The organism is Shewanella sp. YLB-07 (assembly GCF_009377275.1).
In genome coordinates this window covers 633,183-647,122 of the sequence record NZ_VOQB01000001.1, presented here as the reverse complement: position 1 = coordinate 647,122, position 13,940 = coordinate 633,183, and the positions used below count along the sequence as shown (strand labels likewise).

Genomic DNA, 13,940 nt, shown 5'->3' with positions numbered 1-13,940 from the left:
AGCTAGGTGGTGACTACACCCTTAATGCTATTTTTCCAACTGCTGCGCCGGATTCTAAACGAGCATGTGCATCGGCGACTTGCCAGATAGTGAAGTCAGACTCATCGAGCAGAGGTTTGATAATACCAGAGTCCACCAACTCGGCTATCTTAGTTAAGATCTCACCGTGGGATTGTCGATTAATGCCTTCGACCATAGGGATAAGCATAAGCACGCTGTGAAAACTCAAACTCTTCAACGCCACCTGTAATACATTATCGATGGGTAAAGTGGTGGCAACAGCACCATTAAATCGAGCGGCTTCGAAGCTGAGTTGAATATTGTCACCGGCCACGGGATCGAATATGGCATCGAACCCCACGCCCTTGGTGTACTGTTGAACATAGTCGGACACAGACTGCACCTTGATATCGACTAAGTGATCGGCGCCTATACTCGCGGCAAGCTTCATATTACGCGGCGTCGATGTTGCGGTGACCTCGGCGCCAAGATGTTTGGCTAACTGAATTGCCACATGGCCAACCCCACCCGTTGCGCCATGGATCAGCACCTTATCGCCTTGCTTTACCTTGAGTTTATGACATAAGCCTTCCCATGCAGTAATAGACACCAAAGGCAGCACGGCAGCCTGTCTCATGGTCAAGGTTTTAGGCTTAAGAGCCATTAAATCGGCATCGACCAACATAAATTCCGCTAATGCCCCATCGATACCCGCAATTCCCCCCGCACAGCCATAAACCTCATCGCCAACCTTGAAGTGACTCACGTCATCGGCCACTTCAGTCACCACACCGGCAACATCACCGTGGAGTATTTCAGGTAAATTAGCAGACCAAGGAGTGTCGCTTGAGCGCAACATAGTATCTAACGGATTCACACTCGAAGCTTTCACTTCCACCAGCATGTGGCCTGACTTCAATACCGGCTTGGCTTTTTCGGCCAGTTGGAACACATCGCTGGAACCCAGTTGTTTTATGATCATGGCTTTCATATTTATCGTCTCTATCATTGAATGGCTAGTTAATGTTAATGAAGCTATTTTAGTTATTGCCTAACAAACCATCAAGGCACCATAAAGCAAAGCATTTTTGTCTTTTAGACAATAATGCTATTCTAGCTTTATCACACCAAAATGGAGATACACTCATGAGCATATTCACTCGGTTGCACTATTTTAACTGTGTCGTAGAAACCGGCAGCATCTCGAAAGCGAGTCGAATCTTCGATATTCAGCCCTCCTCCATCTCCCGCCAGTTGGTGGCATTGGAGAAAGAACTTGGCATTCGCCTACTCAATCGAAATACCCGTAATATAGGCTTAACCGAAGCAGGCTTAACCTATTATCAGTATTCTCAGCGTATCGTCTCCGAGCTCGATGAGGCTCACAGGGCGGTAAATGAGTTACAGCAAAACCCTAAGGGTCACTTGAAAGTCAGTATGACAGTTGGCTTCGGTGAAAGTTGTGTGCTGCCATTGATCCCAGCGTTTATACACCAATATCCGGAGGTGAAAATTGAGCTGGAATTAACCGAGCGTGTCATAGATATGGTGGAGGAGAATGTCGATATCGCCATACGCAGCGGTCACCTGCCGGACTCTAACTTGATCGCCCGCAAACTGACCGATAATAACTTCTTGCTCTGCTCGAGCCCTCAATACATTACCAATAATGGACTGCCACTATCAACAAACGACTTACATAAATTTGATTGTATAAGATATGGCTATGCCGGCTGGCGTGAATGGTTCGTTATGAAAACTAAGCCCCCCCATACTTTTAAAAAATTGACCATTTCTGAAGGGCTCACGGTCAATTCTGTCAATGGTCAGAAACAACTATTATTGAACGATGCAGGTTTTGCCTTAATTCCACTGTGGGCAGTGAAAGATGAGTTGAAAAATGGCAGCTTAGTCCGAATACTGGAACAGGATCTATTTAGCCCCTGTGCTCCTTTGAGCTCGACCTATGCGCTCTACCTAAAGCGGGAATTAATTTCACCAAAAATTCGGGTATTTCTGGATTTTCTCAGAGATAAGCTAGACTCAGAAATCTAAATACTGAAACTAAGTGTAAGATAGAGCCTAGATAGGAAACTCAAAGATCAAACGCCATACCTTGACGCCATCACCGGCCCGGACACTGAGACCCAAGCGGTCAATTCCCATCCAATCCCAAAGGATTGGCTTAGAAAACGCTAAGGTTGCGCCCACTTCTAAACTATTCGACACCAAAACATCTTCACCAAATGGCGTAGCGAACCTGAGTTTATCGAAGTACCAATAACCAGCAGCAAACACCCTGGGCTCGACATCGACGCCTAACCAATCCCAGCGCCAATGAATATTTGTCCCTATATCGATACCAGATTGAAGTGCAGAATAGGTCTCACTCTGAGTCCCATCGAAGCTGGCATAGCCAGCGAAAAACAGTCGGTTAACCCAGACTGGTGCTGACTGCCTTAATTCAAGATCCAGTAAACTGGAGACACCTGCTGAATAGATAGCGACATTGGTACCTGAGGTAAAATTATTACCGTAGCCAAGATCTACATAGGTTTGAAATTCATGATCCTCTGAGGTACGGACACGATATTCAATGCCAGGGGTTATCGTCATGGTGCCGACGCTGGAGGGCAGGTCAGCCTCAGGAAGATCGCTCCATTTAAAATTGAAGAAGCCCAGCGATATAGGGGTGCGCAGGGTGAGAGATTCAGTATCATTCTTATAGAGTTCGAAACTGATGGGTATGTTAACCACAGTAGCATTCTGCCCTGAGGTTTTATAGATACCACTGCCTAGATAATTTGCAAACGCGTAATGGGTAAAATCTTCTTCAGCATAGACAGAAAAAGATCCAAGCAGTGTTAGCGCGATAAGAACTGATTTCAGAACCATATATAAGATATAGAAACTATATTATTAGTATGGCTCTGAATATAGCGACAGAATGAAGGAAAATCTACAACTGACGTTATTCTTTGCCTTCATCAGCAAAATGATATTCAGACATCAGATGGCCAAGTTCCGTTGACTTGGTCTTCAAATAGGACTCGTTATAGCGATTCTTGCCCACTTGTAGCGGAATACGCTCGACGACCTCTATGCCTAACTCTTTCATCGCTTTTACTTTGCGAGGATTGTTAGTCATTAATCTGACTTTCTGGACGCCAATCTTCTCCATCATGGGCAAGATCATATCGTACTTACGCATATCGGCGGCGAAACCCAGTTTTTCATTGGCTTCGACGGTATTGGCACCCTGATCTTGTAGCTCATAAGCTCTGATCTTATTGAGCAGACCTATGCCACGCCCCTCTTGACGAAGGTAAAGGAGAAAACCTTGACCCGCATCGGCAATATTTTGCATCGCAGTCTGCAGCTGAAAGCCACAATCACAGCGTAGGCTGAATAGAGCATCACCCGTTAAGCATTCTGAATGAATACGTCCAAGGATCGGGCTCTGGCTGTCCAGTTCGCCCAATGTCAGCGCAACATGCTCTTTTCCAGTCTCTGTATCTTCAAAACCGTGCATAGCAAATACGCCCCAAGGCGTCGGGAGTTTTGAAGAAGCGATATACTTGATCGACATGAAATAACCTTAAAGACTCTCTTTCCCTGAGATGACTATAAATCAGAAAAAACAACGAGAATGACCTATGTCTAAAAACGACGGTTTTATAACCCACCCTTCCACTCTATCTTGCAGTGAAGGGAGGAATATTATCTGGTTTTACCAGTAAGTGAAATACCCTAGCATTTTAATCGGCTATTGATTCACCTAATACTAGCATTCCTCTCTCTTCAGATAGGAATGATACGCCTAATACTAGCACTCCACCTACATTAGGTAGGAATGATACGCCTGACGACGATAGAAAAACATGATATCGCTCACTAAAGAATAACCGTCTAACCGGAATAAATTAGATAATTAAAACTCTTTTGGTGCGAAGCCTGTGACCACCTTGATACCCATTTCACGCCCGAGTGCCGTCATAGGATGAACCACGACCAGCCCTTTTACGGATTTCTTAAGTTTACCCATGTCAGCCTGCTCAGCTTTCGTCAGAGGACGCTTGAATTTTAAGCTAACTACTGAGCCGCCTTGCTTACTCAACTCACGGGTCTGTTGAGTCTTAGCGCTGGCAATACGCTTATTCACTGCGTTTATTTCCTGTCTAAATTGCAACATGATGCCTTTATCTCCGCGCTTTTCTGCAGCGGCTAATTTACGACGAAACTGTTCTAGCTTGTCGTTAAGTCCATGAAGCTCTTCTTTTAAATTCATGCTCGTGCCTTAAAAATATTCTGTAAAATGCAAAAACAGCCTCAATGCGCGGCTGTTTTTTAAATGATTTGAAACCTATGGCCGCCATTATAACAGTAACTGAATGAATACAGTTATCGCTTTTCTACCAGATTGTGAATTACCTGATTGCTGCTACCACGAAAAACCAGACTGACATCTGCATTCTCCTGCTCAAACTTGCCATCCACCAGCACATCGACATAATCTAGCACCCTCTTTTGCTCGGCGGATAACTCTGCTAACTTGTATCCGGTCCACAACCAAATATCTTTACCGGGACACTCACTTTTAACTCGCTTAACCAGGGCGAGTATCTCTGAGATGTTCTCAGGGTAGAGAGGATCTCCACCTGAGAGTGATAAGCCTCTGCGCTTAATCCGGCTATCTTTCAGATCGTTAATGACTCGCTGCTGCATCTGTAAGTCAAATCGATGCCCATGATCGGGGTTCCATGTGCTTTGATTATAGCAGCCACGGCATTGATGCTCACAGCCGGTGACAAATAGAGTCGCCCTCGTTCCAGGGCCATTGATAACATCTACAGGATAATATTGATGGTAGTTCATAGCACAATTCCAACCTGCCGAGTAAATAGAGAAGGCGCTACTGACTCTGTAACACCTTGCTTTTTATTACATATAAATAAGCGAAGCAGATTTATTAAAGGTGCTTTACCCGGCGCTTCACTTCTTCTTGCTTACCAAAGTTGAAGGGCCTCGCATCGGGACTGCCTAAGTAGCCACAGACTCTACGAGTCACAGAGACCCGACTCGGTTCATGATTACCACACTTAGGGCAGGTGAAGCCCTTGCTGGTACATTCAAACTCGCCAGTAAAGCCACAGTCATAACACTCATCGATAGGCGTATTGGTACCGTAATATGGCACTCGGCTATAACTGTAATCCCACACATCTTCCAATGCCTCGAGATTATTCTGCATATTCGGATATTCGCCGTAACAGATGAAACCGCCATTAGTTAATGCAGGGTAAGGCTGCTCAAAATCCAACTTGTCGTATGGATTAACTTGCTTTTCAACATCGAGATGAAAGCTATTGGTGTAATAGCCCTTCTGCGTCACTCCTTCGATCACGCCAAAGACCTGAGTGTCGAGCTTACAGAAACGGCTGCAGAGGTTTTCACTAGGTGTGCTGTAGAGACTGAAGGCATAGCTGGTCTCCTCTCGCCACTTGTTGGTCGCTGCTTTCATATACTCGATGACTTCAATGGCTTTTTGACGCAAGGTTTCACAATCATAAACATGCTTATCTGTGCCGTAGAGGGCATTGATCGTCTCATGTAATCCGATATAGCCCAGAGAAATCGAGGCGCGACCATTTTTGAAGATACTTGAGATATCATCATCGGCTCTAAGCCTGACTCCACAAGCCCCTTCCATATACAGGATTGGCGCCACACGCGCTTTCACGCCTTCTAAACGCTCAATTCTGGTATCCAGAGCCTTACGGGCGATGGCGAGACGCAGATCTAAGATGCGATAAAATTCCGCTTCATCGCCTTTGGCTTCCAGCGCAATCCTTGGTAGGTTCAGACTCACCACACCTAAGTTATTACGACCTTCGTGGATCAGCTCACCATCTTCTTCATAGGTCCCAAGGAAGCTGCGGCACCCCATAGGAGTCTTAAAAGAGCCGGTCACTTTCTCTACTTGCTCATAGTTGAGGATATCCGGATACATGCGGGTCGTGGCGCATTTAAGCGCAAGTTGCTTGATATCATAGTTACAGTCACCCGCCTTGTGATTAATACCATCGCGAATGGCAAAGACTAGCTTAGGGAATACTGCCGTCTTACGATTCTTACCCAGACCCGCAATACGAACCTTCATCATAGATGACTGAATGAGGCGAGACTCCCAGGAGGTGCCTAAACCGAAACCAAAGGTGACAAAGGGTGTCTGTCCATTGGCCGTATGTAAGGTATTGACCTCATACTCAAGAGACTGGAACGCATCATGGCACTCTTTTGTAGTCTGCGCGGTAGCGAAGGCTTTCGCATCTGTGATCCCCCAGTCCAACGCCAGCTGATACTGCTTGTCGTAACTCTTAGCAACAAAAGGAGCCAGGACTTCATCGATACGATTAATCGTGGTACCACCATAGATATGACTGGCTACCTGGGCGATGATCTGCGCCGTCACGGCCGTTGCTGTAGAGATAGATTTAGGCGTCTCAATCTCGGCGTTACCCATCTTGAAGCCCTTAGTCAACATGCCACTGAGATCGATCAGCATGCAGTTAAACATGGGGAAGAAAGGCGCATAATCGAGATCGTGATAATGGATCTCACCGGACTCATGAGCGGCAACCACATCTTTGGGTAAAATATGTCGGGTAGCATAATGTTTAGCCACGATACCCGCTAACAAGTCGCGCTGAGTCGGGATCACTTTAGCGTCTTTATTGGCATTTTCATTCATCAGAGCCGCATTGGTCTGATCGACTAAACCGCGGATCTCCTGGTTCAATCGACTGCTTGTTTCACGGTGCAGATCTCTATCATGACGATACTCGATATAGACGCGAGCGAGGGACTTATAAGGGCCTTCCATCAAGTGATTCTCGACCAAGTCCTGTAGCTCGTGAATATCTATCTCAGCATGTTCTGCCACACATTTAGCGACAGAGGAGGCAACACTCACGGCGTAACTCTTGTCTTCAATACCTGCCGAGTTCGCTGCAGCCACCACAGCGTCTCTAATCCTTGTTTCGTCAAAAGGCGTGCGGTAACCATCCCGCTTAATAACCACTGGCATTGTTCAATCTCTCCTCAAGTGACGTCGAAATAACACCATATATAGTGCTAAATTAACCGTGGAACACAATATGCTGTGTATTAAGCTACAAAGTCATAGAAAGAACATTGATCGAGATCATGATTTTGGGGATAGGTTTTAACAAGAAATTATTCCTGCCAACAAGACCACTTATTGATAAGAGTGGCCTTGACCTTAGGAATGAAGCAAGCTAGATGGACTGGCAGATAGAACAAATGAGAAAACGAAACAAAAGTATTCGAAAAAGTGGATAACACTGAAAAACTTACATGGTAAGAGTACTAAAATCTGCCGAGACTCAGGTAACTATTTACCATGCCGACCGCTTGTTGATTTTCTCCCATGGAGGATGCAAGCTGCATCACAGATTTAAGCCCCTGCCACTGCTCACGATCGCTCGATGACATCTGGGTATCACTCTTAAGATAAATATTCAATTGAGCCGATACCCGAGTCGCTTGCTGACCCACCTCTTTACTCTGTGCATTATCCATTTGATTAAGCACGCTCTCGGCATCATCGAGTAGGCTAATCAGGACACCTGTCATACCTTGGGTGTCGCCATTGGCGGTTAACTCTTCACGCTTATCTTGAATAAATGCTTTAAAATCATCGGGCTGACCTTGAACTTTTGGTAAGTCGAAGCCGCCTTCTGACAGACGATTCAGCTGGGTATCTGACAAGATCCCGTCTTGATGCAAGCGTTGGATAAGTTTTGGCAGATCGGCAGCAGAGAAGTCCCCCTTAGAGAAAAAGTCTTTCGCCATGGCTTCAATTTTTTGTGCCCTGGCAGCCCTAGGTGACAGAGACACCGATTCGTCTTTAATCCCATCCCTATTGAGCCCAGTCGCCGCCTCTTTCGATTGACTCAGGCTGACCTTATCACTGCTCGAGCCAGCTTCAGTCTGATGACTGTTAACACCATAACTGTCGGCCAGGCTGGTACTCTTCGCCCCGGCAGAATTGGCATTACCTCCGGCGATAGTCCCTGAGTTAATTTGGCTGGCAAGGCTAGTGATTGGATTCATTGTCAAAATACCGACATAAAAAAGAAATATGCAACTATTAAGCAGGAAACATGCCGTAAAATAAATTAAATGACAAATAATGAAGAGAAAACCATAAACATGCTGAATCTATCTCATTATTTCCTATTTAAGTCTTGAGTTAAGGTCATGCACATCTTCCTCAGAGACTCTATTTCAGGCTCAGAGAGGGTGACTTTATCGAGCAAGACTTGCTTGAGTGCTAATGCCTCTTGTTTCAACGAGAGCCCCTCATGAGTGGTTCTGATGACCTTCTTGCGCTCATCCTCGGCGTCGATGGCACGGATCAACAAGTCTTTGTTCTCTAACCGCTTGACTATGGGCGTCAAGGTGCCTAAATCCAGACGTGTCGCCTGAGACAGGTGAGTCAAACTGACACCATCATTTAACCAGAGCGCCTGCATCACCAGGTATTGTGGATAGGTTAAGCCACATTCATCCAGTAAGGGACGATAGGCACGCACTAGGGCATTACCTGCGGTATACAGGGCAAAACAGACGTTGTCCGACAGGCAACTGCTTGCTTGTGTATCGTTTGTGTTCATTTTTAAATGAAGATTATCGGTCACTATTCATACCTTAGGCGTTATTCAGCATTTTGCTTGATTAAGTTTACAAGATCGCTGGCAGTCATTGTACCCGCATCTACACTCTATATTTTAACGAATCTACACATTGAACTTTTAATTTGCGCGCAAACTAGTTGCGCGGTAAAAAGTTTAAGTGTAGAGTTTACCACAATTAATTAGCGCGCAAAGCAAAGAGGTTTTATGAACGCCAATCAGATCCTATTAGACTCTCGCCCAGAGGGTATGCCTACAGCAGATAATTTCAAACAGACATCGGTGGAGTTGCCGACTATCACCAACGGTGAATTTCTGGTTAAAAACCTGTGGATGTCGGTAGACCCTTATATGCGTGGTCGCATGATCGATAGAGAGAGCTATATTACACCATTTCAGATAGGCCAGGTACTGGAAGGCGGTTCGATAGGCGAAGTGATAGAGTCCAACAATCCCGAGTTCCCAATCGGCAGCAAAGTCAGTGCCATGCACGGCTGGCGTAGTCATTATGTCACCGATGGCAGCGATCATACTAGGCTCCCAAATACCCCAATGAGTGAATCTCACTTCCTCGGTGTCTTAGGTATGCCAGGCATGACGGCATGGACAGGCTTGACCCGAATCGCCGCCTTAAAAGAGGGAGACACCCTATTTGTTTCTGGTGCAGCGGGTGCAGTAGGCAGCGTCGTGTGCCAGCTCGGTATATTAATGGGAGCCAAGGTGGTGGCTTCCGTTGGTAGCGACGAGAAGGCCGCTCATCTGCGCGACTTAGGCGTCGATGCTGTGATTAACTACAAGACGACAAAGGATCTTAGCACTGCACTGAAACAGGCTACCCCCCATGGCATAGATGTCTATTTTGAAAATGTCGGTGGCGAACATCTCACCGCCGCACTGAACAACATGAATGACCACGGCAGAATCGCCGTGTGCGGCATGATCTCTCAATACAATGATACGACGCCGACTCCAGGCCCGAATAACCTTGCCATGATCATCATCAAGAAGCTTAAAATTGAAGGCTTCATCGTATTCGAACACTGGGATCATTACCCTGAGTTTGCCAAACAGATGGGTCAATGGTTAGCGACGGGAGCTGTCAAGGCCGAGCAGACTATCTACCAAGGACTCGAGCAGGCACCCGCAGCCTTTATCGGCTTATTCGAAGGGAAGAACCGCGGTAAGATGGTAGTAAAACTAAGCTGATAGCATTTCGCTTATTTGAGAAGATGATAAATTGAAAGGGCCCGAATAGGCCCTTTTTGTATATGGATGTACTTATCTCTGGAGGCCAGAGAAGGCCTAAAAAGAGATTAATGTCCAGCATATTAATGGTTTTCTCTTAGTACTAATCAAGTACATATTTAGTACTTGCTTAGTACTGCTTCTATCTGATGTCTGGCATGTTTAACCGCCAACTCTCCCGCCGCTATGGCTTCTCCTGCACGATGAAATTCCATGGTGCCTATATCACCGAGATCCGGGATCAGGCAGATATCCGGTGGATCGCCCATGAGTCTGGCGCGTTTATGACGCTGCTCGAGAATATCCATAGATTGTGACATCACCGCCAACATGCCAGGATCTGAGCGGCTACCCTTGGTAAATTTTTCGCTAAGGTGGCTGACATATTCCCGGCCACGAGCAAGCAGATCCATAAAGCCAGTATCTTGATGCTCCTGTGCTCTGACACTCTCCTCAAGTGATGGCTTATTACAGGTCATGTCCACAGGTAAGACCTGCATACGACCACGACGCTGACCGTTAAGATCCACCGCGATGACCACATCGACGCCCATGGCTCTGCTGACAGATACGGGAACCGGATTGACCACGGCGCCATCCACCAGCCAACGTTCACCGACTTTCACCGGCGGTAATATGCCAGGCATAGAGCAGGAAGCGCGAATGGCATGACGAAGGTCTCCTTCCCTAAACCAAATCTCCTGGCCCGAATAGAGATCGGTAGCTACGGCGATCATGGGCTTATTGAGATCTTCTATCTGTAGATCGCCGATACGGCTCTGAATCACATCGAAGACCTTATCGCCTCCGATAAGCCCCCCTTTTCGCCAAGTCAGATCCATCAGGCCTAAGACGTCCCAGCTGGAGAAGCTTCTCACCCAGTGTTCAAGTTCCTCTAGCTGTTCATTGGCATAAGCAGCACCGACAAGCGCACCGATTGAGCAGCCTGACACCTTATCGGGATAGATCCCCATCTCGGCGAGTCCATTGAGCACGCCAATATGAGCCCACCCCTTAGCCGCACCACTGCCCAGTGCAATTCCAACTGTTGCCATTCATTCTCTCCAAGCCAATTCTTCTGGATATAAAAAAGCTGATATCAAAAACGATATAAAAAAGCCGATGCATCACCATCGGCTAATATTACACACTAAACGCGCTTATCCATAATAGGATAGGCAAGCATGAAGAATAATTAACACGCTATCATAGAGCCGACTCATCGCTGTCCTGGCTCACTGTTATCTCCGGGATGGTGATATATACCCGGCGGTTATTGGCTCTGTGCGCTTCGGTCATGTTATCGATCTCGGGATGGGTCTCACCTAAAGCCTCGATGCTAATCTGTATATCTCTCACCCCTAGCTCTTTGAGGTAACTGGCGACGGACTCGGCACGTCGTTTTGATAGCTTAAGGTTATAGTCTGAAGTGCCAACAGCATCGGTGTAGCCTTGAAGCACCACAGACGAGCTTGGGTATTGATTCAAATGCTCGGCAACTTCAACCAAGATATGCGTCTGCAAAGGCACTTGACTATCGAAATCGAAATGTACCGCTTGAGTCACTGCGGCGATGACAATTGGGCTTGGTGCTATGACAACTTGCTCCACTGCAACTGGCGCAGGCTGAGTCACAGGCTTAGCCATTGACTTAGTCTGACCGAAACGATAGCTGAGCCCTAAACTGGTGAAGTGGATATTACTCCCCCCAAGCAGATCGCTGCCAACCGAGTCGAAATATTGATACTCAACACGCGCAACCCAAGACGGGGTGAACTTGTATTCCAAACCGATGCCGACCATGGGAGACCAGCCATTGTCACTGTTATATGAAAATGGGCCTGTGTTGTTACCATCCCATCTCAATGTACCCGCTTTGCCAAACAGGTCCAGGTTTTCGGTGAGTGGCAGATTGCCCTTCAATGAAAACTCCCAGCCTTTCATGGTGCCTATATACTCGTTAAACAGTCCACTCTCAGGGTAAACTGCCGACGCTTGACCAAAATCATTGTAACCGGTTTCAACGCCCCAATTGCGGTGAAATTGATAACCCGCAAACCCGCCCCAGGCAGAATCGTTGGCATCGCAATCGACAGCTTGAGCTTCGCAGGCATTTTGATAATTAACCCAGCCGCCTTTGGCACCAAGATAGAAGAAGCTGTCATCCTGTACTGTTAGGGGGTCGTTGCCTTTAACCTCGTTAGCTTGAGTCATGTCGTCTGCCATGACAAAAAATGAACTGCTTGCCAGAAGTGACAAGGCCGATATTTGAACAAGAGAGGAAGTGCGCTTCAACGAATACATTATCTAATCCTTTATCTAATCTTTTATCTGGTCCCTCTACCAGCGGACAAAGCGTTACTCAATACGTACCTTAGTATGAGAACACTAGGAGATTTTAAGCGTAAGCCATCAAAAAGACAAAGAAATTATAATCATCAAGCCAGTTTGGCCACTCATTATTTTTATCTGATGAGTAAAAGCCAAGCAAAAATAAACATTGATTACCTTGAGATATGCGCTTCGCTTCGCTTAAAGAGCATGCAAACCGATCACGATTTCGTGATGTTTATGGCCCCAGCAACTAAAGTCAGGTTATAATACGCAGTCGAATCAAACTTGGAGTACACCTTTGCAATTTACCGATTTTTCACTGGATAAACGTCTGTTAGATACGCTCGATCATATGGGCATTGAAACGCCTACAGAGATCCAGCAGCAGGCTATACCAGTAGGTCTGTCAGGAAAAGACCTGATGGCGTCATCAAAAACAGGCTCAGGTAAAACCTTAGCGTTTTTGTTACCGGCGATGCAGAGGATAATTTCGACTAGGGCATTGAGTAAAAGAGATCCTAGAGTGTTGATTTTATTGCCAACACGAGAACTTGCTAACCAGGTTTATGGCCAGCTTCGTTTGTTAGTCGCCAACACGCAATACAAGGCGATGAAGATATTGGGCGGTGAGAACTTTAACGACCAGGCAAAGTTACTCGCTCGTGACCCACACTTCGTGGTGGCGACTCCGGGTCGCTTGGCGGATCATCTCGCCCAGCACCATTTACATCTAAATGGTCTCGAACTGCTTATCTTAGATGAAGCCGACCGTATGTTAGATCTTGGTTTTGCCGAACAGCTAAAAGCGATTAACAAGGCCGCCGATCATAAACGTCGCCAAACCTTGATGTTTTCGGCCACCTTAGATCATGGTCAGATTAATGATATTGCCGCCGAATTACTTAAGTCTCCTGAGCATGTGGATGTCGGTGCAGGTAATATCGAAAACCTAGATATTACCCAACGTATCTATCTTGCGGATCACTTAGATCATAAAGAAGCCTTGCTCGACAGTATCTTAAACAATGAGACTCATAAGCAGATCATCATCTTCACCGCGACTCGTGAAGATACCGACAGATTGGCGACTAAATTAGCCGCATCCGGGCATAAGACCGCATCTCTGAGCGGTAACTTAAAGCAGAATGACCGCAATCAGATAATGGATCAATTTAGCCGCGGCCTGCAGAAAATATTAGTCACCACAGATATTGCATCACGAGGGCTAGATCTTCTCAATGTCTCTCTGGTGATTAACTTCGACATGCCAAAGTTTGCCGAAGAGTATGTCCACAGAATTGGTCGTACGGGTCGTGCCGGGGCTAAGGGTGATGCCATCTCTTTCGTCGGACCTAAAGATTGGCTCAGCTTCAAGCAAGTACAGGTATTCCTGCGTAAGACATTCAAACTCACGGTTATCGATGGTTTAGCCGCTAAATTCTCTGGTTTGAAAGATAAGCCAAAAACCAACAAGAGAACTAAGGCAACAAGCAAGAAAGCCACGGAAAACAAGGCCAAGCGTAAGGCAAAGACTAAACCTAAGAAGCAAGATAAGCGCTTCATCACAGGTATTGATGTCGGTGATGCTCCTATGCTAAGAAAGCCAAAATCAAAGCTTCAGGAAACACCAGAGTAAACTAAACA

At 46.3% G+C, this 13,940-nt stretch carries 13 protein-coding genes; 3 read left to right on the top strand and 10 right to left on the bottom strand.

Annotated elements, in window-relative coordinates; all coding sequences use genetic code 11:
* Nucleotides 1-13: 13 nt before the first annotated feature.
* On the bottom strand, nt 14-991 hold the full coding sequence (locus FS373_RS02670) for a zinc-dependent alcohol dehydrogenase family protein (RefSeq protein ID WP_144047223.1): 978 nt from the start codon (nt 989-991) through the stop codon (nt 14-16).
* Between the two features lie 155 nt (nt 992-1,146).
* Here FS373_RS02670 and FS373_RS02665 point away from each other — a divergent pair, with 155 nt between their 5' ends.
* Complete coding sequence (locus FS373_RS02665) at nt 1,147-2,055, top strand: LysR family transcriptional regulator (protein ID WP_152828985.1); 909 nt, start codon at nt 1,147-1,149, stop codon at nt 2,053-2,055.
* A gap of 27 nt (nt 2,056-2,082) precedes the next feature.
* On the opposite strand, the gene FS373_RS02660 is transcribed toward FS373_RS02665, so the two are convergent.
* The 7 genes from FS373_RS02660 to FS373_RS02630 form a co-directional block, all read right to left on the bottom strand.
* Nucleotides 2,083-2,895, bottom strand: a complete 813-nt coding sequence (locus FS373_RS02660; RefSeq protein WP_144047224.1) for a hypothetical protein — start codon at nt 2,893-2,895, stop codon at nt 2,083-2,085.
* A 76-nt stretch (nt 2,896-2,971) separates the two neighbouring features.
* Entirely contained in the window at nt 2,972-3,589 is a 618-nt protein-coding gene (gene ribA / locus FS373_RS02655; protein ID WP_144047225.1) for a GTP cyclohydrolase II, read from the bottom strand.
* A 342-nt stretch (nt 3,590-3,931) separates the two neighbouring features.
* Nucleotides 3,932-4,288 carry a YibL family ribosome-associated protein gene (locus tag FS373_RS02650; RefSeq protein WP_144047226.1) on the bottom strand — a complete coding sequence of 119 codons (357 nt, stop codon included), beginning with the start codon at nt 4,286-4,288 and terminating at the stop codon, nt 3,932-3,934.
* Nucleotides 4,289-4,401: 113 nt separating this feature from the next.
* The gene (gene nrdG / locus FS373_RS02645; protein WP_144047227.1) at nt 4,402-4,875 is read right to left on the bottom strand and encodes an anaerobic ribonucleoside-triphosphate reductase-activating protein; all 474 of its coding nucleotides are present in this window, start codon (nt 4,873-4,875) and stop codon (nt 4,402-4,404) included.
* Nucleotides 4,876-4,969: 94 nt separating this feature from the next.
* On the bottom strand, nt 4,970-7,087 hold the full coding sequence (nrdD, locus tag FS373_RS02640) for an anaerobic ribonucleoside-triphosphate reductase (protein ID WP_144047228.1): 2,118 nt from the start codon (nt 7,085-7,087) through the stop codon (nt 4,970-4,972).
* 302 nt (nt 7,088-7,389) lie between these two features.
* Nucleotides 7,390-8,136 (bottom strand): hypothetical protein, encoded by a 747-nt coding sequence (locus FS373_RS02635; protein WP_144047229.1) that lies wholly within the window; start codon nt 8,134-8,136, stop codon nt 7,390-7,392.
* A gap of 116 nt (nt 8,137-8,252) precedes the next feature.
* Entirely contained in the window at nt 8,253-8,699 is a 447-nt protein-coding gene (locus FS373_RS02630; RefSeq protein WP_144049040.1) for a MarR family winged helix-turn-helix transcriptional regulator, read from the bottom strand.
* A gap of 225 nt (nt 8,700-8,924) precedes the next feature.
* Here FS373_RS02630 and FS373_RS02625 point away from each other — a divergent pair, with 225 nt between their 5' ends.
* On the top strand, nt 8,925-9,923 hold the full coding sequence (locus FS373_RS02625; protein ID WP_152828984.1) for an NADP-dependent oxidoreductase: 999 nt from the start codon (nt 8,925-8,927) through the stop codon (nt 9,921-9,923).
* 158 nt (nt 9,924-10,081) lie between these two features.
* On the opposite strand, the gene rssA is transcribed toward FS373_RS02625, so the two are convergent.
* Together rssA and FS373_RS02615 are read right to left on the bottom strand one after the other, a co-directional pair.
* Nucleotides 10,082-11,017: a patatin-like phospholipase RssA gene (gene rssA, locus FS373_RS02620; protein WP_144047231.1), complete on the bottom strand. Its 936-nt coding sequence runs from the start codon at nt 11,015-11,017 to the stop codon at nt 10,082-10,084.
* 151 nt (nt 11,018-11,168) lie between these two features.
* Nucleotides 11,169-12,266, bottom strand: coding sequence for an OmpA family protein (locus tag FS373_RS02615; RefSeq protein ID WP_152828983.1), 1,098 nt, complete (start codon nt 12,264-12,266; stop codon nt 11,169-11,171).
* Between the two features lie 328 nt (nt 12,267-12,594).
* Here FS373_RS02615 and FS373_RS02610 point away from each other — a divergent pair, with 328 nt between their 5' ends.
* On the top strand, nt 12,595-13,932 hold the full coding sequence (locus FS373_RS02610) for a DEAD/DEAH box helicase (RefSeq protein ID WP_144047233.1): 1,338 nt from the start codon (nt 12,595-12,597) through the stop codon (nt 13,930-13,932).
* Nucleotides 13,933-13,940 lie beyond the last annotated feature (8 nt).

What these genes read in the sequence shown, in the direction of transcription:
- FS373_RS02670 (WP_144047223.1), bottom strand. Translation starts at nt 991, where the DNA reads ATGAAAGCCATGATCATAAAACAACTGGGTTCCAGCGATGTGTTCCAA.
- FS373_RS02665 (WP_152828985.1), top strand. Translation starts at nt 1,147, where the DNA reads ATGAGCATATTCACTCGGTTGCACTATTTTAACTGTGTCGTAGAAACC.
- FS373_RS02660 (WP_144047224.1), bottom strand. Translation starts at nt 2,895, where the DNA reads ATGGTTCTGAAATCAGTTCTTATCGCGCTAACACTGCTTGGATCTTTT.
- ribA (WP_144047225.1), bottom strand. Translation starts at nt 3,589, where the DNA reads ATGTCGATCAAGTATATCGCTTCTTCAAAACTCCCGACGCCTTGGGGC.
- FS373_RS02650 (WP_144047226.1), bottom strand. Translation starts at nt 4,288, where the DNA reads ATGAATTTAAAAGAAGAGCTTCATGGACTTAACGACAAGCTAGAACAG.
- nrdG (WP_144047227.1), bottom strand. Translation starts at nt 4,875, where the DNA reads ATGAACTACCATCAATATTATCCTGTAGATGTTATCAATGGCCCTGGA.
- nrdD (WP_144047228.1), bottom strand. Translation starts at nt 7,087, where the DNA reads ATGCCAGTGGTTATTAAGCGGGATGGTTACCGCACGCCTTTTGACGAA.
- FS373_RS02635 (WP_144047229.1), bottom strand. Translation starts at nt 8,136, where the DNA reads ATGAATCCAATCACTAGCCTTGCCAGCCAAATTAACTCAGGGACTATC.
- FS373_RS02630 (WP_144049040.1), bottom strand. Translation starts at nt 8,699, where the DNA reads ATGAACACAAACGATACACAAGCAAGCAGTTGCCTGTCGGACAACGTC.
- FS373_RS02625 (WP_152828984.1), top strand. Translation starts at nt 8,925, where the DNA reads ATGAACGCCAATCAGATCCTATTAGACTCTCGCCCAGAGGGTATGCCT.
- rssA (WP_144047231.1), bottom strand. Translation starts at nt 11,017, where the DNA reads ATGGCAACAGTTGGAATTGCACTGGGCAGTGGTGCGGCTAAGGGGTGG.
- FS373_RS02615 (WP_152828983.1), bottom strand. Translation starts at nt 12,266, where the DNA reads ATGTATTCGTTGAAGCGCACTTCCTCTCTTGTTCAAATATCGGCCTTG.